Genomic DNA, 20339 nt, shown 5'->3' on the forward strand with positions numbered 1-20339 from the left:
GTGTGTGATCGCGAAAGGGGCTGGTGGTCGTGCCGGAGCTGAGGCCTTGGCGGGCCGCGAGACCGCATGTGGCACGGTTCGCGGGCGCCGTACGACCCCGTCTGGCACGGACCGCGGCGGCTGTCCGACCGCGTCTGGCGCGGTTGCGGCCGAGCCGTCCCGCGGGTGCCGGCACGGCCGCCGGGTCACGGATCACGCGGTCGGCGGCCTGGCCGGGGACCTGGCCGGGGGCCTGGCGGTTCACCGTGGTCGCGGCCACCGCCGGGACGGTGCTGGCCGCGGGAGCGGTGACCGCCGCCGGTCCCTGGGACTCCACGGGTCAGCGTACGGCCGAGCAGGACCGGGCCGTGGCCCTGGAGGCCACGCGTGGCACAGATCACGGCGGCCGCGGCAACGCCGGTACACCGCCCCGCGGCCCCCGTACGGCCCCCAGCGCGCCCTCCGTGCTCACCGGTCTCGGCGGCGGCGCCACCACCGTGAAGTCGGCACCCGGGGGCAAGGCCCTCACCGGCGCCCTCGCCCCGCTGCTGAAGTCCCCGGCGCTCGGCGACCTCTCCGCCTCCGTGGTCGACGTGTCCACCGGCAGGAGCGTGTACGGCGACGACACCGGCGACGCCCTCACCCCCGCCTCCACCACGAAGATCGCCACCGCCGTCGCCGTCCTCACCGCGCTCGGTCCCGACCACCGCCTGACCACCCGCGCCACCTTCGAACCCGACACGAAAGAGGTCATCCTCGTCGGCGGCGGCGACCCCACCCTCACCGCCCGCGAGAAGAACCCCACCGGCTCGGCGAGCCTGCGGGACCTCGCCGGCCGCACCGCCGCCGCCCTCGCCGAACGCGGCGTGCGCGAGGTGACCCTGTCGTACGACACCACCCTCTACCCGGGCGGCCAACGGCACCCGATCGGGGTCAACCCCAACCTCGCCGCCCTCACCCCCCTGATGGCCGACGAGGCCCGCCGTGACAACTCCGCCGCCGGCCCCGCGGACCGCGTCGCCGACCCCGCCGCCGACGCGGCGCGGAAGTTCGGCGCCCTCCTGAAGGAGTACGGCATCAAGGCCACGCCCCCCGGCCCGTCGAAGTCCACGACCCGCGCCGGCGCCCTCGCCGCGGTCTCCTCGCCCCCGCTCGCCACCCTGGTCGAACGGATGCTCACCCACAGCGACAACGACCTCGCCGAGGCCCTCGCCCGCCAGACCGCGATCGCGACCGGCGGACGGGCCGACTTCGCGGGCGCCTCCGCCGCCGTCCGCGCCCAGCTCCAGAAGCTCGGGGTCCCGCTGAAGGGGGCCGTGTTCAAGGACGGCAGCGGCCTCGACCGCGGCAACCGGCTCACCGCCGGCCTGCTCACCGCGCTGCTCGTGAAGTCCGGCGACCCCGCCCGCCCGGAACTGCGCCCGGTCCTCACCGGCCTGCCCGTCGCCGGCTTCACCGGCACCCTCGCCGGCCGCTACGCCGACGGCGCGGCCGGCGTCGTACGGGCCAAGACGGGCACTCTCACCGGCGTGAACGCCCTGGCGGGGACGGTCGTCGACCGGGAGGGCCGGCTGCTCGCCTTCGCCTTCCTGGCGACCGGCACCACCGACCCGACGGCCGCCCAGGCGGCCCTGGACAAGGCGGCCACGGCCCTGGCGGCGTGCGGCTGCCGGTGACTTCCGGCCTCCGGCCGGGTGTCTCGCCGCCCTGCCCCGCGCCGCGCTCCTCACGTACCGTTGCAGCATGACGAGTTTCGGTGGTGCTGCCTCTTCCGGGATGGTCGACTGGGATCTCGCGGTCACGACCGCGACCCGGCTCATGCGGCCGGGCCCCGAGGTGAGCCGTGACGAGGCCAGGGCCATCGTCGCGGAACTGCGCGAGCACGCGAAGGCGTCCGAGACGCACGTCCGGGGCTTCACCCGGCTGGGCACCGACGAGACGCACGACACCCCCGTCCTCGTCGTGGACCGTCCCGGCTGGGTCCGGGCCAACGTCGCGGGCTTCCGCGAACTGCTCAAGCCGCTTCTCGACAAGATGCAGGAGCGGCGCGGCACTTCGCCCGGCGGCGCCCTCCTCGGCACCGTCGGCGGCAAGGTCACCGGCGTCGAGGTCGGCATGCTGCTGTCCTTCCTGGCCTCCCGCGTCCTCGGCCAGTACGAGACCTTCGCCCCCGCCACCCGCGACCTGCCGGCCGGCGGCCCGCCCGGCGCGCCGAACGGCGGGGGCAGGCTGCTGCTCGTCGCCCCCAACATCGTCCACGTGGAACGCGAACTCGACGTGGACCCCCACGACTTCCGGCTGTGGGTGTGCCTGCACGAGGAGACGCACCGCACCCAGTTCTCCGCCGTGCCCTGGCTGCGCGACCACATGCAGGGCGAGATCCAGTCGTTCCTGGGGGAGACCGACGTCGACCCCATGACCGTCCTGGAGCGGGTCCGCCAGGCCGTCCAGTCCTTCGCCGGCGGCCGGCCCGAGGGCGAGGAGGACGAGGACGACGGGCGCTCCCTCGTCGAACTCGTGCAGACCCCCGCCCAGCGGGAGATCCTCGGCCGGCTCACGGCCGTGATGTCCCTGCTGGAGGGGCACGCCGACTTCGTGATGGACGGCGTCGGGCCCGAGATCGTGCCGAGCGTCACCGAGATCCGTGAGAAGTTCCAGCAGCGCCGTGCGAAGGGCGCCTCCCGCCTGGACCTGGCCCTGCGCAAACTGCTCGGCCTGGACGCCAAGCTCCGCCAGTACCGCGACGGCGAACGCTTCGTCCGCGCGGTGGTCGAGGAGGTCGGCATGGACGGCTTCAACCGGGTGTGGACCTCGCCCAACACCCTCCCCACCAAGGCGGAGATCGCCAAGCCCGCGGAGTGGGTCACCCGAGTGCACCGCAAACCCGAGGCGTGAATCGAGCGTGCGCCGCGCGTGCACCCGAACGCCGGGCGTGCGCCGCGCGGGTACGGGGCGGCGCGACGCCCGGTAACAGGGCTGGAAACAGGGCCACATGGGACGACGTGAAGCGAATCCGGCGAACGGGCCCTCAATCACCCTTCCGAGGGACCGTGAGCGAAGAGTAGGCGTGCAATGCTCGGGGAACGCCCCTTCTCTGTCACCATCTACACACTCTGAGTGACCGATCCCGGGCTCACTCCCCCCGAAAACTTCATGAAGGGAACCGGACATGGGTCCCCATCCTGCGGTCGCGGCGATACGCCTGGCGGTCCGCCGCGTACTCCACGACATCCTCGACGAACACACCCGAAACCCCGGCGAACACGGCAGGCCCTCCGACGGGCCCGGCCGTATCCCCGACGCCCCGCGCGAGCGTGAACCGTCCCCGCTCGTGCTCGTGGCCTGCTCCGGCGGCGCCGACTCCATGGCGCTCGCCTCCGCCCTCGCCTTCGAGGCCCCCCGCCTCGGTGTGCGCGCGGGCGGTGTCACCATCGACCACGGCCTCCAGGCCGGCTCCGACCTGCGGGCCGCCGAAGTGACGCTGCGCCTGCGCGAGCTGGGCCTCGACCTCGTCGAGTCCGTCGCCGTCACCGTCGGCCGCGAAGGCGGTCCCGAGGCCGCCGCCCGCGACGCCCGCTATGCCGCCCTCGACGCCGCCGCCGAACGGCACGGGGCCACCGCCGTCCTGCTCGGCCACACCCGCGACGACCAGGCCGAGACCGTCCTGCTGGGGCTCGCCCGCGGCTCCGGCATCCGCTCCCTGTCCGGAATGGCCGCGGTCTCGGGAGCCGACGGCCGTTACCGCAGGCCCTTCCTGCGGCTCGACCGGCAGACGGCCCGCAAGGCGTGCATGGCCCAGTCCCTCCCCGTCTGGGACGACCCGCACAACACCGACCCCGCCTACACCCGCTCCCGGCTGCGCCACGAGGGCCTGCCCGCCCTGGAGAAGGCCCTCGGCAAGGGCGTCGTCGAGGCACTCGCCCGGACGGCCCGGCTCTCCCGCGACGACGCCGACGCCCTCGACGCCTGGGCCGGCCGGGCCGAGGCCGGCGTCCGCGACGCCGACGGCCGTCTGGAGTGCGCGGGGCTGCACGCCCTCCCGCCCGCCGTGCGCCGCCGTGTGCTGCGCCGCGCGGCCATCGACGCGGGAGCCCCGGCCGGTTCGCTGTTCGCCCGGCACATCGAGGAGGTCGACCGGTTGATCACCGGCTGGCGCGGCCAGGGGGCCATCAATCTCCCCGGCCGGGTCGTGGCCCGTCGCCAGGGTGGCAGACTGGTGATTCGGCAAGGCTGAAAAACGTATCCTCGGCAGAGCCGCGGACGGGTACGGGACAGCCGCTGGGACGACCGAAAGTGATGCGGGTGGACGCGAAAGACATGGGTGCCGACCTCGAGAAGGTGCTCATCACCAAGGAAGAGATCGACGCCAAGCTGGCCGAGCTGGCCGCGAAGATAGACGCGGAGTACGCGGACAAGGAACTGCTGATCGTCGGTGTCCTCAAGGGCGCGGTGATGGTCATGGCCGACCTCGCGAGGGCGCTGTCCACCCCGGTCACGATGGACTGGATGGCCGTATCCTCGTACGGAGCGGGCACCCAGTCCTCCGGTGTGGTGCGGATCCTCAAGGACCTCGACACCGACATCAAGGGGAAGCACGTCCTGATCGTCGAGGACATCATCGACTCCGGCCTGACCCTGTCATGGCTGATCTCCAACCTCGGCTCGCGCGAGCCCGCCTCCCTCAAGGTGTGCACGCTCCTGCGCAAGCCCGAGGCCGCCAAGGTCAACATCGACGTGGAATGGGTCGGTTTCGACATCCCCAACGAGTTCGTCGTCGGCTACGGCCTCGACTATGCCGAGAAGTACCGCAACCTCCCGTTCGTGGGTACGCTCGCGCCCCACGTATACGGCGGTTGAGCAACTGCGGTCGCGACGCCGTATGTGATCGGGAACCCCGGCGGCGTCCGCGCCGTTGGAGCATGCGTGGACGCGAATGCCGACTGTCCCTCGCAGCTTCGGGGGGCAATGCTGGGGTACCGTCCGAAGAACAGTCTTTATCAAACTCACTATGGCAGGAGGGACGGGGCGGCACCGCTCCGTATGGATGGACGTGAAGCGATACTTCCGTGGGCCGGTCATGTGGATCGTGCTGGCCGTCCTCGCCGTGGTCGTGTTGATGCAGGTCGTCGGCTCTTCCGGCGGCTACAAGACGGTGGACACCGGCGAGGTCGTCCAGGCGATCAACGAGAACAAAGTCGAGTCGGCCAAGCTGACCACCGGTGATGAGCAGATCATCAAGGTCCAGCTCAAGGGCGACGAAAAGGTCAAGGACAGCTCGAAGATCCAGGCGAGCTACATCGGTGACCAGGGCGTCACCATCGCCAACACGCTGCAGGACAAGTTCCAGAACAAGCAGATCCCGGACGGCTACACGGTCTCGCCGTCGAAGCAGAACCCGTTCGTGAGCATTCTGCTGTCGCTGCTGCCCTTCGTCCTCATCGTCGTGGTCTTCCTCTTCCTGATGAACCAGATGCAGGGCGGCGGCTCCCGCGTCATGCAATTCGGCAAGTCCAAGGCGAAGCTCATCACCAAGGACACGCCGAAGACGACGTTCTCCGACGTCGCCGGATCGGACGAGGCGGTCGAGGAACTCCACGAGATCAAGGAGTTCCTGCAGGAGCCCGCGAAGTTCCAGGCCGTCGGGGCGAAGATCCCCAAGGGCGTGCTGCTGTACGGCCCGCCCGGTACCGGCAAGACCCTGCTCGCGCGCGCCGTCGCGGGTGAGGCCGGGGTTCCCTTCTACTCGATCTCCGGTTCCGACTTCGTCGAGATGTTCGTCGGTGTCGGTGCCTCCCGGGTCCGTGACCTGTTCGAGCAGGCCAAGGCCAACGCCCCGGCGATCGTCTTCGTCGACGAGATCGACGCGGTCGGCCGCCATCGCGGCGCCGGCCTCGGCGGTGGTCACGACGAGCGCGAGCAGACCCTGAACCAGCTCCTCGTCGAGATGGACGGCTTCGACGTGAAGGGCGGCGTGATCCTCATCGCCGCCACGAACCGTCCCGACATCCTCGACCCGGCTCTGCTGCGTCCCGGCCGCTTCGACCGCCAGATCGCGGTCGACCGTCCGGACATGCAGGGCAGGCTGGAGATCCTCAAGGTCCACCAGAAGGGCAAGCCGGTCGCTCCGGACGTCGACCTGTCGGCCGTCGCCCGCCGCACCCCCGGCATGACGGGTGCCGACCTGGCCAACGTGCTGAACGAGGCCGCGCTCCTGACCGCGCGCAGCGATCAGAAGCTGATCGACAATCACATGCTGGACGAGGCGATCGACCGAGTGGTCGCGGGCCCGCAGAAGCGGAGCCGGATCATGTCGGACAAGGAGAAGAAGATCACCGCGTACCACGAGGGCGGACACGCCCTGGTCGCGGCGGCCTCACCGAACGCCGACCCCGTCCACAAGATCACGATCCTGTCGCGAGGCCGTGCCCTCGGCTACACGATGGTGCTGCCGGACGAGGACAAGTACTCCACCACGCGCAACGAGATGCTGGACCAGCTGGCCTACATGCTGGGCGGCCGCGCGGCCGAGGAGCTCGTCTTCCACGACCCGACCACCGGTGCGGCCAACGACATCGAGAAGGCCACCGGTCTGGCCCGCGCGATGGTCACGCAGTACGGCATGACCGAGCGTCTGGGCGCGATCAAGTTCGGCGGCGACAACTCCGAGCCGTTCCTCGGACGTGAGATGGCTCACCAGCGCGACTACTCGGAAGAGATCGCCGCGCTGGTCGACGAAGAGGTCAAGAAGCTCATCGAGACCGCGCACAACGAGGCGTGGGAGATCCTGGTCGAGAACCGCGACGTACTCGACAACCTGGTCCTCGCGCTCCTCGAGCGGGAGACGCTGGGCAAGGAGGAGATCGCCGAGGTCTTCGCTTCGATCGTCAAGCGTCCGGCCAGGCCCGCCTGGACCGGCTCCTCCCGCCGTACGCCGTCCACCCGCCCGCCGGTGCTCTCCCCCAAGGAGCTGGCACTGACGAACGGGGTGAACGGCGCGGCGCCGGCCATCTCGACCGTGAAGAGCACCGTCGCGGAGCCGGTGCCCGAGCCGGCTCCGGAGGACCGTCCCGAGAGCTGACCGGCTCCCCCGGTGGTCCCACCGGGCCCGGAATGGATGCCGCGCCCCCCAGGTTCTAGCCTGGGGGGCGCGGTTCTTTTGCGTATCCGCAGTTGAGAGCACGTGCGGTCAGGTCCGACACGCGCGCAGGCACAGGAACGAGGCATCACATGACCGACCCCGTGACGCTGGACGGCGAGGCCATCATCGGCGAGTTCGATGAGAAGCGTGCCGAGAACGCCGTACGCGAACTGCTGATCGCGGTCGGCGAGGACCCGGACCGGGAGGGCCTGCAGGAGACGCCGGCCCGGGTGGCGCGGGCGTACAAGGAGCTCCTGGCGGGTCTTCGGCAGGAGCCCGAGGACGTTCTGACGACGACGTTCGACCTGGGGCACGATGAGATGGTCCTGGTGAAGGACATCGAGATCGTCAGTCTCTGTGAACATCACATGCTGCCGTTCCACGGTGTTGCGCATGTCGGCTACATCCCGGCGGAATCCGGCAAGATCACCGGTCTGTCGAAGCTGGCGCGGCTGGTCGAGGTGTTCGCCCGTCGTCTGCAGGTGCAGGAACGACTCACTACGCAGGTCGCCGATTCCCTCATGCGGATTCTCGAAGCTCGTGGCGTGATCGTCGTGATCGAGGCCGAACACATGTGCATGTCTGTGCGCGGCATTCGCAAGCCCGGCGCCAAGACCACGACCTCGGCGGTGCGTGGGCAGCTTCGGGACTCCACGTCCCGGGCCGAGGCAATGAGCCTGATACTGGCACGCTGAACCGATTGCCGGTGGCGCCCGATGCCATCCCGCGGCAGTACGTGGGCGGGGACCCGCATCACATGCGGCAACGCTTTCCGCGAGTGGTTCTCCGGGACATCGACACGTTCGCGGGCTTTTTGGACGGCTGTGCCGAGGGAGACGGGTTTCGCCACAAGAAAGGGGACGGGCGCACTGTGATCAGTTCGCATGTGCCGTTCTCGTGGAATCGGCCCAGATCATCGGTGCGAGGTTCACACCAAGGCCCAAGGGGTCTTCTTCCCCGTCGGTCACCACTGACCGATGGCAGGAGCGAGGAACTTTTGTGCCCGAGCGCCACCCCTGGGAACCGAACGAGTCGGCCTGGGCCGGGGTGAACGAGATCCGGCGTCGTGCGGCAGCCGGGACGAAGCCGTTCATCCTCTACGACTACCACCTCGATCCCTGCCCGGGCTTCCTGGTCGACGGGCACTCGGTCCGTCGACCCCGGTGACCGTCACGTTGCCGGAGCTGTCCCCGGGCTGTCGTCGTCGTCCTCCGGGAGCTTGCAGACGTGCTCCAGGAAGAGGGCCGCCGCTATGACGGCGATCCCCGCCACGACCGAGGCCCCCGCGTAGATGGCCTGGTCGCGGCGGGCGGGGATGTCGAGGGACTCCAGGAGGAAGACGCCGGTGCCGCCGTACATCCCGGCGACGAGGGCGGCGACCAGGGCACTGGCCTGGCCGAAGACGACCGCGCGGGCCGCCATCATCGGGTCGACGCCCTTGGCGCCGGGGCGGCGCTCGCGCTGGTCCTTGAGGCGGGCGCGCAGGGACAGCGCCGTGGCCGTGAGGACCACGGCGATCAGGGCGAGGACGACGGGCGCGGCCAGCGGAACGCTCGGCAGGGTGCCGAGGGAGTTCCAGAGGCGGGCGCCGGCCCAGGACAGGATGCCGGCCACGACGAAGACGCCGGCCAGCACCCTGATGCGCAGCTCTCTCACGGTGTCCCTTCGGTTCCTCCGGTGCCCCGGTGTGCGGTCCTGCCGACCTTAACGGCTACTCGGGCAGCCGGAGTTCCAGGTCGCCGCGGGGCGTGACGCCCTCCCGGGCGACCGTGCCCAGCAGGGCGGCGACGGGTCCGCGTCCGGGGAGTTCGGCCTCGGGGTCGACGTCGTGCCAGGGCACCAGCACGAAGGCGCGTTCGTGGGCGCGGGGGTGGGGGAGCGTCAACTGCGGGTCGTCGGAGAGAAGGTCCGCGTAGGAGACGATGTCCACGTCCAGGGTGCGCGGGCCCCAGCGCTCGTCGCGCACCCGGTGAAAGGCCTCCTCGACCGCGTGGGCCCGCTCCAGCAGGGAGGACGGGGGCAGGGTGGTCTTCAGGACCACGATCGCGTTGAAGTACGAGGGCTGGCTGCCGGGCTCGACGCCCCACGGCTCCGTCTCGTACACGGGTGAAACCGCCTTGACCCGGATGCCGGGGGTGTCCTCCAGGGCGTCGACGGCCCCCTGGAGGGTCTCCAGCCGGTTGCCGAGGTTGGCGCCCAGGGAGACGACGGCCTGCTTCGGGTTGTGCAGGGTGGTGTCGGCGGCGTCCACCCGCTCGACCACGGAGGCGGGAACGGGCTGGACGGTCGGGTCGCTGTGGCCCTGGGTGGACGGCCTGGTCATGCGCGGCTCCGGATGATGGTGATGGTCACGTCGTCGAAGGGCACGGTGATCGGCGCGTCCGGCTTGTGGACGCGGACCTCGACCTCCTGGACCACGTCGTGCTTGAGGCAGACCTGTGCGATGCGCTCGGCGAGCGTCTCGATGAGGTTGACGGGCTCGCCCTGGACGACCGCCACGACCTCCTCCGCCACGATGCCGTAGTGCACGGTCCTCGTCAGATCGTCGTGGGCCGCGGCCGGCCGGATGTCCAGGCCGAGGACCAGGTCCACGATGAAGGTCTGTCCCTCTTCGCGTTCCTTGGGGAACACACCGTGGTGCCCGCGGGCCTTCAGGCCGTGCAGCGCGACACGATCCACACGAATCCACTCCTGCAGTCGTCGGTCCGGCCGGTCGGCGCCGTGTGCGGACGGCGCCCTTGCCTCAGTCGAATTTACCCGCGGGTACCCACAGGGCGGACCCCGAGGGGGGCGGATCCGATGTGTGCCGGGAGGTTTCACCGTGCGTTTTCCCCAGGAAGGCCTGGAGCTCACGGACAGCTAGCGGCCCCTACCCGCACGGAGGTGGTGCCAATCACTTCCCGGGCGGGGAAGGGAACGGCGGGGTCCGGCCGGGTTCTGTGATCGGGCAGGCCGGGTCGGTCCCGTGGTCGGTCCGCTCCGGGTCCGGGCCCGGACCGGGTTCGGTCCGGGCCGGTGGTCGGCCTGTTCCCCTCAGGAGGGGCGGTCGGTGTCGTCGGGGGCCTCGGAGTCCTCGGAGTCCTCGTTCTCGTCGTTCTCGGCGAGCACCGGAGAGGCGTGGTGGGACCAGAGCTTCCAGCCCACGGGGGTGCGCCGGAACACGTTGGTGGAGACGACCAGTTGGCCGAGCAGGGGGCCGAGCTCCTCGCCGGCCTTCGGGGCGGGGCCGCCGCTGAGGATGTTCTCGGTGCAGGTCACGACGGCGGTGTCGCCGGTGACGGAGACGTGCACGTCGGTGAGGAAGAACTGGATGTAGTCGGTGTTCGCCATGATCAGGGCGTACGACCGGAGCACCTCGCCGCGTCCCGTGAGCACCGGCCAGCCGGGGTGCACGCAGGAGATCACGCCGGTGTCCGCCGGGTCGTGGTAGGTCTCGTCGACGCCCAGGTCGGCCGGGGTCAGCCAGAGTGACGCGACCTCTTCGAAATCGCCCTGCTCGAGCGCCTCGTAAAAGGCGGCGTTGGTGGCTTCGACCTGCTCGACATCGGTGTGCGGGGCGCTCACCGGGTCCCCTCGGCACCGTGCGCGCCGGACACGGGGGGCGAGCCGTCCGGGGTACGCGCCTGCGCGACGGCATGGGCGACCCGTACGGCGTCCGCGGTGGCGCGCACCTCGTGCACGCGGACCGCCCAGGCGCCGCCCTGGGCGGCGAGGGCGGAGACGGCGGCGGTGGCCGCGTCGCGTTCCCGGGCGGGCGGGGGCGCGCCGTCGGGGCCGGCCAGGACGTGGCCGAGGAACCTCTTGCGGGACGCGGCCACGAGCAGCGGGTGGCCGAGCGCCCGGAGCCGGTCGAGGCGGGCGAGGAGGGCGAGGTCGTGGTCGGCTCCCTTGGAGAAGCCGAGCCCGGGGTCGACGATCACGCGGTCGGCGGCGATGCCGCCCTCCAGCACGGCGTCCACGCGCGTGCGGAGTTCGTCGACGACCTCGGTGACGACGTCCTCGTACGTGCCTTTCACGTTGCCGCCCTCCAGCAGGCCGCGCCAGTGCATGACGACGAAGGGGGCGCCGGCGTCGGCGACCACGGGGATCATGCCGGGGTCGGAGAGACCGCCGCTGACATCGTTGACGAGCGCGGCGCCCGCCGCGAGGGACTGCTCGGCGACGGAGGCGCGCATGGTGTCGACGGAGATCGTGACGCCCTCGGAGGCGAGCCCCCGGACCACGGGGATGACGCGCTTGAGTTCCTCGGCCTCGTCCACTCGCGTGGCACCGGGGCGGGTGGACTCCCCGCCGACGTCGATCAGGTCGGCGCCCTGGGCGACCAGGTCGAGGCCGTGCTTGACGGCGGTCGTCGTGTCGAACCAGCGGCCGCCGTCGGAGAAGGAGTCGGGCGTCACGTTCACGACGCCCATGACCGCGCAGCGGCCCCAGTGGGGGAGGCCCGAGACGTGAAGGTGTCCGCTCCTGTTGCTCATATGTTCAGCGTAGGCCCAGGACGGGGCCGGGAAGCACCTGGATCCGGGGGAGGCGGCCGGAAGCCTGCTGCGGGATCTCGTGACCGGGCCCGGGAGACCGGAGCCCCGGAACCGGACTGCGACCCGGTATTTCCGGCGGGCGCGAGAGGGCCGGGGCGTATCCGGATCTCGCCGGGCATCCCGGAAAGCGGCGGGAGCGGGAGGGGGGCGCCTCGGGACGCGACTCGGGTACGACTCGGGCACGACTTCCTTACCCTGGAGTAGGTTCTTTTGGGGCGGAAGCCCGAGTGGATCACTGGGTGCCGGAGAGGCGGTGCGCAACGGGCCCGGGCCCGGCCCGGGACGGGCCCGCCACCGGTGCGGGAGGTGATCCGCCGAGGGGCGGGGGAGGTGACGGAACCGGCTTTCCGCCCAGAAAATGATCTTGATAATTGCGGCGCGGGTCTATTCACGGTTCGGCGGAGTTCCCTGTTGCCTGTGAAAGCCCCGGTGCGGCTTTGTTTTTACGGGGCGGGGCTCCAACATTCCCCTACGCGCGGTAAGTTTCTGGCCATGCCACGTGGACGTCACCGTCATTCCCCGCCCCTGCACAGGATGTTGCCCCCGTCGGCGATCGCAGGCGTCTCGCTCGTCTGCGCCCTGGGGCCCTGGGTGTTCACACAACCGATGACGCTTCGCCTCCTGGCCGCTGCCGCGGCGGCCGTGGCGGTCCTCGGTGCGGTCGTCATGCGGCACTGGGACGCCCAGGCCGGCAGGCAGGTCGCCGACCTCACGCGCGCGCGTGCCAGTGACGAGTGGCGTTTCGAGGAACGGGTCGCCGAACTGGAGTCCGACCTCGAGGAGTCGCGCGAGCTGCGCCTCAAGCTGGAGCACCGGCTGCGCGCCAAGCGTTCGGAGCTGGCCGGGCTGCGCAACGAGCACGCGGCACTGCTCAGGCGGTACGCCGCGGCGGAGACCGGCCGGGCGACGGTCCTGGAGGAGCGCCGGGTGCTCGAGATCGAGGCGACGGTCCCGGCCCGCGCGCTGACGGCGGGACCGTCGGCCCCCGAGTCCGGTGCCGTGCCCGACGACGAGGCGACCGTGCCGGCGGCCAGGACCGAGGGCGCAACCGCGGGCGGACCCGAGGAGGGGACGACCGCACCCGAGTCCGAGGTACCCGCGGACGGCGGGGAGGAGGCCGGGCGGCCCGTGGCCCTCCGGGTCTTCTCGCCGGCGGGGTCCACGCTGTTCCTGCGGGCCGACGCGGCGCTGGCACGGCTCGCCGCCCACGGCGAGGGGGACGACCGCCCCGTGCGGGACATCACCGGTGCCGCTGATGCCGCTGATGCCGCCGACGCGGCCGACGCGGTCGGTAGGACCGATGTGACCGACGCGGAGACTGCGGAGACCGCGGAGACGCCGGCCGACGATGCGCCGACCGGCGCCGACACCCCTCGGGGCGACCACTCGGCGAAGGGCGGTGCCTCCGTGTCCGCGAGGGAGGACACCCGGCCCGGGAACCCCGCCGGGTCCCCCCGGAGCGGTGACACCCCCGAGGACGACGGCCCCGAGCCCCCCAGGGCGAGGAAGCCGCGGCAGCCGCAGGAGGACGGGGCGGAGGGGCAGCCCCGGGCGGTCGCCGAGCCCGGGCGCGCGACCGCCTCCTCCGGATCGGACGGTTCGGACGGCTCGGACACCGGCACCCCGCCCGAGCAGCCCGCCCAGTCCGCACAGCCCGCCCTGCCTGCTCCGCCGCCCCTGCCCGGCAGTTCCGTGCGGCGGCCCCCCGGGCACTTCACCGTGCCGACCGCGGTCGCGGTGGCACCGCCGACCGAGCCCGTGCGGCGCCCGGTGTCCGACGGTGCCTTCGACTTCTTCGGCACGCAGCACGAGGCCGAGGCGGCCGAGGCGGCCGAGGAGGAGGCGCCGGCCCCGCACCGGGCCGAGGCCGAGCCGGAGTTCGGGCCGGCCGAGGACGCGCGGGGCGTCGGCCAGGTCATCGACCTGACGGCGCACGACGAGCCGGAGCCGGCCGGCGAAAAGGCAGAGGCGGAGACCGGCACGAAGGGACTGCGCAGCGCGGTCTCCTGAGGCCCGGGAGAGCGCACGGCGGGCCGGCCGCACGGCAGACCCGCCACACGGCGAACGGGGCTACGCGAACGGGGTCCCGCACGGGAGGCGTGCGGGACCCCGTTCGCGTGTCCGGGCCGGGCGCCGGACGCCCGGCACCCGGGTCAGGCCATCCACCGGTCCGGGCGGGCGTCCCGGCGGCCGGTCCGGGACCGTTCCGCCTGGGCCCGCAACAGCTCCGCCGCCTCGTCGGCGTCCCGGAGCCGGGCGACCACGGACTTGTCGGCCCCGGTGTCCACATGGACGTCCGCGACGCCCCGGGCGCGCTGCCAGGGCCCCTGGACCAGCCGTACGCTCTGCACCTTGGCGTGCGGCACCAGTGCAACGGTCCGGGTCAGCCGGCCGTGCCGAGCGGCGAACACAGTGCCGGTGACGGCGAGTCCGTAGCCGCGCCACCACACCGGCACGCACCACCGCGCGCGCCGCGGCGGCCGGGACAGTTCCGCGTGCGACGGCACGCCGACGCCGGGCAGCACCCGCGCGACGACGGATTCGGCGATCTCGCGCGGAGCGACCGGCAGCAGCAGGGAGTTGGACGAGCCCGCCACGTCGAGCTCCACCCGCACCCAGCCCCGGCGCCGCCACAGCAGCGGCTCCACGATCCGCACGGTCTGCACCCGCCCCGGCGGCACCGTCTCGTGCGCCCGGTCGAGGAGACCGTGGTCGATCCGCAGCCCGTCGGGCGACTCGCCCAGGGTCCAGTCGTACTCGGTGACGAACCGGCCGACGCTGCTCGCGCCCACCGCGCCGGCCACCGGGACGGCGGCGGCGAGGAGTGTCCACAGGCTGTGGGTGGCCATCCACAGCAGCGGCAGCGCGACGACGGCGACGATCAGCCAGACCCAGGTCGCGGCGGTCAGCACGAGGGAGAGAGCGAGGACGCCGGGCGGCACGCGCAGCAGCTGCCGGGACGGGGCCTCACCCACCTCGTGCGCTGTCTCGGGTGCGAAACCGGCCGCCCGCGCGAGCAGTTCGGCACGCAGCGCGCGGGCGTCGTCGGCGCCCAGGAAGGCCAGCTCGTCCTTCTTGTCGGTCCCTATGACGTCGAGTTTGAGCTTGGACACGCCCGCGACCCGCGCGAGCAGCGGCTGGGTGACGTCGACGGCCTGGATCCGCTCCAGCCGGATGTGCGCGGTACGCCGGAACAACAGCCCGGTGCGGATGCGCAGTTCGCTGTCGGTCACCGCGAAGTGGGTGAACCACCAGGTCAGGAAGCCGTAGAGGGCGGCGGCCGGGATGAGGACGCCGAGACCGATCAGCAGGGTGGTCGTCGTCAGCCGGGTCAGCTGGCGCTGCGCCTGGTCCGGGTCGTGCAGCGCCCACCCGATGACGACCGCGACGGGCGCCCACGCCCGCCTGAGCGGCGTGACGGGGTGCAGCCGCCGCTCGATCACGGGCCGCCGCTCGCGTACGGCCCCGGGAGCCTGCGGGGCGGTCACAGCCCCGCCGATCGGGCTTCGCCCAGCTCGGTGAGCCGGTCGCGCAGTCGTTCCGCCTCGGCCGGGACGAGACCGGGGATGGTGGCGTCGGTCGCCGCGGCCGCCGTGTGCAGTTGCACGCTGGCCAGCCCGAAGTGCCGTTCCAAGGGCCCGGACGTCACCTCGACCAGCTGCATCCGCCCGTACGGCACGACCGTCTCCTCACGCCACAGGACACCCCGGCTGATCAGCAGGTCGTCGGAGCGCTCGGCGTACCGCCAAGAGCGCCAGTTGCGCTCCAGCATCACCCAGCCCCAGACCAGCAGGGCCAGCGGCAGCAGGGCGAACGCGGCCCATCCGGGCCCGGCCAGCAGGCCCGGGACCAGCCCGGCGGCCAGCGTGAGCAGCCCCAGCCACACCACCAGCATCAGCCGGCGCACCTTCAGCAGCCCCGGCGGCAGCGCGATCCACTTCGGCTCGCCCCCGGGGGCCGCCGGCGCGCCGGAAGGGACCACCGGCTCCACCGCTTCCGTCGTCGCGGCCGGTCCCGCGGCCGGTCCCGCCGCCGGTCCCGCCGCCGGTCCCGCCGTCGTCCCGGTGATCGCCGTGGCCGCCGTCGCCTCAGCGGGCCGTTCCTGCCCCGCTGTACCCGCGTCGTGCGGGTTCCCCGTCTCCATGGCCCCAGCGTACGTAGGGGAGACTGTGTTCATGACTCCCACGACGGAGACCATGGTCGGCATCGGCGGCGCCGCGGAGAGCACCGACATGGTGCTCAACATCGGGCCCCAGCATCCGTCCACGCACGGTGTGCTGCGGCTGAAGCTCGTCCTGGACGGCGAGCTCATCACCCGTGCCGAGCCCGTGATCGGTTACATGCACCGGGGCGCGGAGAAGCTGTTCGAGGCGCGGGACTACCGGCAGATCATCATGCTGGCCAACCGCCACGACTGGCTGTCGGCGTTCTCCAACGAACTGGGCGTGGTCCTCGCCGTGGAGCGGATGCTCGGCATGGAGGTCCCCGAGCGCGCGGTGTGGCTGCGCACGCTGCTCGCGGAGCTGAACCGGGTGCTGAACCACCTGATGTTCCTCGGTTCCTATCCGCTGGAACTCGGCGGCATCACACCGGTGTTCTACGCCTTCACCGAGCGCGAGGAGCTCCAGCACGTCATGGAGGAGGTCTCCGGCGGGCGCATGCACTACATGTTCAACCGCGTGGGCGGCCTCAAGGAGGACCTTCCGGCGGGATGGACCACACGCGCGCGCGGCGCCGTCGCCGACGTGCGCTCCCGCATGGACCGCTTCGACGACCTGGTGCTCGGCAACGAGATCTTCCGCGGCCGCACGCGCGGTGTCGGCGTCCTCTCCCCGGCGGCCGTGCACGCGTACGGGGTGAGCGGGCCGATCGCCCGGGCCTCGGGCGTCGACCTCGACCTGCGCCGCGACGAGCCGTATCTCGCGTACGGCGAGCTGGCGGACGTCCTGAAGGTCGTGACCCGCGAGGAGGGCGACTGCCTCGCCCGCTTCGAATGCCTCCTGGAGCAGACGTACCACGCCCTCGACCTCGCCGAGGCCTGCCTCGACCGGCTCGCCGACCTGCCCCCGGGCCCCGTCAACCAGCGGCTTCCGAAGGTGCTCAAGGCGCCCGAGGGACACACGTACGCGTGGACCGAGAACCCGCTCGGCATCAACGGGTACTACCTGGTCAGCAAGGGCGAGAAGACGCCGTACCGGCTGAAGCTGCGCTCGGCGTCGTACAACAACGTCCAGGTGCTCACCGAACTGCTGCCGGGGACGCTGGTCTCGGACATGGTGGCGATCCTGGGGTCGATGTTCTTCGTGGTGGGGGACATCGACAAGTAGGGCGGCAGGCGAGCGGGGCAGCGGGGCAGTAGGGCAGCGGGGCAGCGGGAGAAGGCAGTGGGGGAGCCGTCTCAGGCGGCGTCCGCGAGCACGTCCGGGATCCCGACCGGCTGCAGCAGCCACCCGAAATCACCGAGCCCGCCCGGCGCGACGAGCTCGGCGGCCTCCGAGGCGGCGGCCAGGGCCCGTACGTAGCCGGCGGGGTCGGTGGACGCGAGGGCGAGCGGGGGGCGCGAGCCGGTGAGGCCCAGGGCGCGCAGGGCGGCCCGCTGGGGGAGCAGCCGGGTGCCGGGGAGCGGGCAGGCCGCCGCGCAGGCGTCCAGGGCGACGTGCGCGGTGATGTCGCACGACCCGTCCGGTACGGGCGTCGTCCCGCGCCCCTCCCGGAAGCCCGTGAGCGTCCCGAACGGCGGGCGCGCGCCCGCCGTGTGCGCGTAGTCCACGGCGACCGCGAGCCCCCGCGCGAGCGTCCCGACCGCCGACGCCCAGGCCAGGTCCCGGGGCAGCCCGATCTCCGCCCGCAGTCCCGCTCCGCTCGCGGCCTCCGGGGCGGATCCCGGGGTGGCCTCCCCCTCCGTCACGGCCTCCCCCTCCGTCACGGCCTCCCCGCCGTCCGTCACGGCCTCCCCGCCGTCCGTCACGGGTCGCTCGCCCGCCAGGGGCCACCACCGTGCCAGCCACTCCGCCTCCGGGCCCGTGACCGGCGGCCCGAGCCGTTCCGTTCCGTCGTCGCCCACCAGGACCAGCCGGGGGACGCCCTCCGGGTCGACCTCGGCGACCTCCAGGGGCACGTTGTCCAGCCACTCGTTGGCGAACAGCAGCCCCGTGGTCCGCTCCGGGGGCTCGGCCCGCCACTCGATCCGCCGGTCGAGACCGCCGGGACGGCCGGCGAGTTCGACGGCGCACGCCCGCGTGCGCGCCGCCACGTCGGCGGGCAGCGCGGCGAGCACACCGGCGGCCAGTTCGCCCCGTCCCGCCGCCATGTCCACGAAGTCGAGCACCGCGGGCCGGCCCAGCGCCTCGTCGACCCGGCACAGCAGACGCGCCACGGCCTCCGCGAACAGCGGTGAGGCGTGCACCGACGTGCGGAAGTGCCCGGCGGGGCCCTCCGGCCCGCGGTAGAACCCGTCCGGCCCGTACAGAGCCGCCCGGGTCGCCGCCCGCCACCCGCGCGGGCCGCCTTCCGTCCCTGCCGTCACCGGTTCCCCCGCCCGTTGTCGCCCATGTCACCGGCGCCGCCGGCTCGTCGCCGCCGCCGCTGCCGTCGTCATCGGCCCAGGTTACGTGCGGGGACACGCCGGGCCTCCACCTTGCGGAGTACGCGTACGGACCGGGGATCGGCCCTCCGGTTGACCCCTGCACGCAGTTCGCTTCCCTACGCTGGGCCACGTGCACCGCCTCTACGATTTTCTCCGCAGACACCCGGCATGGGTCGACGGCTTCTGGGCCGTGGTCCTGTTCGGGATTTCGTTGCTCAGCGGAGCACCCGTCGAGGAGGGCCACGGGACCCCGCCGACGGCCGTGGCCGTACCGGTCATGCTGCTGCTGTCCCTGGTCGTCGCGCTGCGCCGCCGGATGCCGGAGCGGATGCTGGTGCTGGCCCTCGTGGTGGCCCTGCTCCAGGTGGTCCTGAACGTGGCGACGGTCCCGGCCGACTTCGCCCTGCTGGTGATCGTCTACACGGTCGCCGCCGTCGGCGCCCGCTGGGCCTCCCGTCTCGCGCTCGGCGCCGGCCTGTGCGCGGCGCCGGTGGCGCAGGCGCGCTGGCCGATCGAGGACGTGAGCGCGGCGGGCAACATCGCCATGGTGATATTCCTGACCGTGCCCTTCGTCCTCGCCTGGGTGCTCGGCGACTCCATGCGCACCCGGCGTGCCTACTTCGCCCAGCTCGAGGAGCGCGCCGCGCGGCTCGAGAAGGAGCGCGAGGCACAGTCGAAGGTCGCGGTCGCCGCCGAGCGCGCCCGCATCGCGCGCGAACTGCACGACGTCGTCGCGCACAACGTGTCGGTGATGGTGGTGCAGGCCGACGGCGCCGCCTACGTCCTCGACGCGGCGCCCGACCAGGCCAGGAAGGCGCTGGAGACGATCTCCTCCACCGGCCGCCAGGCGCTCGCCGAGATGCGCCGCCTGCTCGGCGTGCTGCGCACCGGCGAGCACCAGGAGGCCGGGGAGTACGTGCCGCAGCCCGACGTGCGGCAGATCGAGGACCTCGTCGAACAGTGCCGGGAAGCCGGGCTGCCGGTGGACTTCAAGGTCGAGGGCACCCCGCGTTCCCTGCCCAGCGGCCTCGAACTCACCGCGTACCGCATCGTGCAGGAAGCGCTCACCAACACCCGCAAGCACGGCGGGCCCAACACGGGGGCCAGTGTGCGCCTGGTGTACTTCGACGACGGTCTCGGCCTGCTCGTCGAGGACGACGGCAAGGGCGCCCCGCACGAGCTGTACGAGGAGGGCGGGTTCGACGGCCAGGGGCACGGTCTGATCGGCATGCGCGAGCGGGTCGGTATGGTCGGCGGCACCCTGGACGCGGGTCCGAGGCCGGGCGGAGGATTCCGCATCAGCGTCCTGTTGCCCCTCAAACCCGCTCATTGACACCTGAACGTTTGCGCACGCCCTTTATTGACACCTGTAACACCTTCTGGATGAGGGAAGAGGCCCCGATGGCGATCCGTGTGATGCTCGTCGACGACCAGGTGCTGCTGCGCACCGGGTTCCGGATGGTGCTCGACGCCCAGCCGGACATGGAGGTCGTGGCGGAGGCGGGCGACGGCGTGGAGGCCCTCCAGGTGCTGCGCTCCACCGCCGTCGACGTGGTGCTCATGGACGTCCGGATGCCGAAGCTGGACGGGGTGGAGACGACCCGCCGGATCTGCGAGGACACCGACCCTCCCAAGGTGCTGATCCTGACCACCTTCGACCTCGACGAGTACGCCTTCTCCGGGCTGAAGGCGGGCGCCTCCGGCTTCATGCTCAAGGACGTGCCGCCCGGCGAACTGCTCACCGCGATCCGCGCGGTGCACAGCGGCGACGCTGTGGTCGCACCCTCCACCACCCGCCGGCTCCTGGACCGCTTCGCCCCCATGCTGCCGAGCACCACCAAGCAGCCCCAGCACAAGGAGCTGGAGCGGCTCACCGAGCGGGAACGGGAGGTCATGGTGCTGGTCGCGCAGGGCCTGTCCAACGGTGAGATCGCGGCCCGCCTGGTGCTGTCGGAGGCCACCGTGAAGACCCACGTGGGCCGCATCCTGACCAAACTGGGGCTGCGGGACCGGGTGCAGGTGGTGGTCCTCGCCTACGAGACGGGGCTGGTACGGGCCGGCGGACAGAGCTGACCGTGCGCACAGGGCTGACCGGGCGTCC

The 20339-nt window shown here is 72.3% G+C and carries 19 protein-coding genes; 11 read left to right on the forward strand and 8 right to left on the reverse strand.

All coding sequences use genetic code 11. From position 1 onward, the window contains the following. The first annotated feature begins 23 nt into the window (after nt 1–23). From dacB to OHB56_RS23645, 7 genes are all read left to right on the forward strand, one after another. Nucleotides 24–1655, forward strand: a complete 1632-nt coding sequence (gene dacB, locus OHB56_RS23615) for a D-alanyl-D-alanine carboxypeptidase/D-alanyl-D-alanine-endopeptidase (protein ID WP_326754028.1) — start codon at nt 24–26, stop codon at nt 1653–1655. A 67-nt stretch (nt 1656–1722) separates the two neighbouring features. Beyond that, nucleotides 1723–2874 (forward strand): zinc-dependent metalloprotease, encoded by a 1152-nt coding sequence (locus tag OHB56_RS23620; RefSeq protein WP_326754029.1) that lies wholly within the window; start codon nt 1723–1725, stop codon nt 2872–2874. Nucleotides 2875–3148: 274 nt separating this feature from the next. After that, the gene (tilS, locus tag OHB56_RS23625) at nt 3149–4213 is read left to right on the forward strand and encodes a tRNA lysidine(34) synthetase TilS (RefSeq protein WP_326754030.1); all 1065 of its coding nucleotides are present in this window, start codon (nt 3149–3151) and stop codon (nt 4211–4213) included. Between the two features lie 62 nt (nt 4214–4275). Continuing rightward, on the forward strand, nt 4276–4836 hold the full coding sequence (gene hpt / locus OHB56_RS23630; RefSeq protein WP_055596571.1) for a hypoxanthine phosphoribosyltransferase: 561 nt from the start codon (nt 4276–4278) through the stop codon (nt 4834–4836). 187 nt (nt 4837–5023) lie between these two features. After that, the gene (gene ftsH / locus OHB56_RS23635) at nt 5024–7057 is read left to right on the forward strand and encodes an ATP-dependent zinc metalloprotease FtsH (RefSeq protein ID WP_406355513.1); all 2034 of its coding nucleotides are present in this window, start codon (nt 5024–5026) and stop codon (nt 7055–7057) included. A gap of 149 nt (nt 7058–7206) precedes the next feature. After that, nucleotides 7207–7812: a GTP cyclohydrolase I FolE gene (gene folE / locus OHB56_RS23640; protein ID WP_326754031.1), complete on the forward strand. Its 606-nt coding sequence runs from the start codon at nt 7207–7209 to the stop codon at nt 7810–7812. Between the two features lie 304 nt (nt 7813–8116). After that, on the forward strand, nt 8117–8284 hold the full coding sequence (locus tag OHB56_RS23645) for a hypothetical protein (protein ID WP_406355515.1): 168 nt from the start codon (nt 8117–8119) through the stop codon (nt 8282–8284). Between the two features lie 3 nt (nt 8285–8287). Here OHB56_RS23645 and OHB56_RS23650 read toward each other — a convergent pair whose 3' ends face one another. The 5 genes from OHB56_RS23650 to folP all read right to left on the reverse strand — a co-directional run bounded on the left by OHB56_RS23650 (nt 8288) and on the right by folP (nt 11592). Beyond that, entirely contained in the window at nt 8288–8773 is a 486-nt protein-coding gene (locus OHB56_RS23650; protein WP_326754033.1) for a DUF3180 domain-containing protein, read from the reverse strand. Nucleotides 8774–8828: 55 nt separating this feature from the next. Then, nucleotides 8829–9440, reverse strand: coding sequence for a 2-amino-4-hydroxy-6-hydroxymethyldihydropteridine diphosphokinase (folK, locus tag OHB56_RS23655; protein ID WP_406355517.1), 612 nt, complete (start codon nt 9438–9440; stop codon nt 8829–8831). Further along, complete coding sequence (folB, locus tag OHB56_RS23660; RefSeq protein ID WP_055596576.1) at nt 9437–9796, reverse strand: dihydroneopterin aldolase; 360 nt, start codon at nt 9794–9796, stop codon at nt 9437–9439. The genes folK and folB overlap by 4 nt, the downstream gene beginning before the upstream one ends. Nucleotides 9797–10150: 354 nt before the next feature. Continuing rightward, nucleotides 10151–10681 carry a nuclear transport factor 2 family protein gene (locus OHB56_RS23665; RefSeq protein WP_326754035.1) on the reverse strand — a complete coding sequence of 177 codons (531 nt, stop codon included), beginning with the start codon at nt 10679–10681 and terminating at the stop codon, nt 10151–10153. Continuing rightward, nucleotides 10678–11592: a dihydropteroate synthase gene (folP, locus tag OHB56_RS23670; RefSeq protein WP_406355519.1), complete on the reverse strand. Its 915-nt coding sequence runs from the start codon at nt 11590–11592 to the stop codon at nt 10678–10680. The genes OHB56_RS23665 and folP overlap by 4 nt, the downstream gene beginning before the upstream one ends. Nucleotides 11593–12144: 552 nt before the next feature. On the opposite strand from folP, the gene OHB56_RS23675 reads away from it, so the two are divergent. Then, the gene (locus tag OHB56_RS23675) at nt 12145–13662 is read left to right on the forward strand and encodes a hypothetical protein (protein WP_406355521.1); all 1518 of its coding nucleotides are present in this window, start codon (nt 12145–12147) and stop codon (nt 13660–13662) included. A gap of 143 nt (nt 13663–13805) precedes the next feature. Here OHB56_RS23675 and OHB56_RS23680 read toward each other — a convergent pair whose 3' ends face one another. Together OHB56_RS23680 and OHB56_RS23685 are read right to left on the reverse strand one after the other, a co-directional pair. Further along, the gene (locus OHB56_RS23680) at nt 13806–15140 is read right to left on the reverse strand and encodes a PH domain-containing protein (RefSeq protein ID WP_406355523.1); all 1335 of its coding nucleotides are present in this window, start codon (nt 15138–15140) and stop codon (nt 13806–13808) included. After that, nucleotides 15137–15547, reverse strand: a complete 411-nt coding sequence (locus tag OHB56_RS23685; protein ID WP_326757110.1) for a PH domain-containing protein — start codon at nt 15545–15547, stop codon at nt 15137–15139. Before OHB56_RS23685 ends, OHB56_RS23680 begins: the two co-directional genes overlap by 4 nt. 280 nt (nt 15548–15827) lie before the next feature. On the opposite strand from OHB56_RS23685, the gene OHB56_RS23690 reads away from it, so the two are divergent. Continuing rightward, nucleotides 15828–16979, forward strand: a complete 1152-nt coding sequence (locus OHB56_RS23690; RefSeq protein WP_326754039.1) for an NADH-quinone oxidoreductase subunit D — start codon at nt 15828–15830, stop codon at nt 16977–16979. A 71-nt stretch (nt 16980–17050) separates the two neighbouring features. Here the strand turns inward: OHB56_RS23690 and OHB56_RS23695 are convergent, their stop codons facing one another. After that, nucleotides 17051–18178: an SAM-dependent methyltransferase gene (locus OHB56_RS23695; RefSeq protein WP_406355525.1), complete on the reverse strand. Its 1128-nt coding sequence runs from the start codon at nt 18176–18178 to the stop codon at nt 17051–17053. Nucleotides 18179–18368: 190 nt separating this feature from the next. On the opposite strand from OHB56_RS23695, the gene OHB56_RS23700 reads away from it, so the two are divergent. Further along, on the forward strand, nt 18369–19571 hold the full coding sequence (locus OHB56_RS23700) for a sensor histidine kinase (RefSeq protein ID WP_326754041.1): 1203 nt from the start codon (nt 18369–18371) through the stop codon (nt 19569–19571). 68 nt (nt 19572–19639) lie between these two features. Beyond that, entirely contained in the window at nt 19640–20311 is a 672-nt protein-coding gene (locus tag OHB56_RS23705) for a response regulator transcription factor (RefSeq protein ID WP_326754042.1), read from the forward strand. Nucleotides 20312–20339 lie beyond the last annotated feature (28 nt).

This window comes from Streptomyces sp. NBC_01635 (assembly GCF_045209715.1).
Lineage (GTDB): Bacteria > Actinomycetota > Actinomycetes > Streptomycetales > Streptomycetaceae > Streptomyces > Streptomyces hirsutus.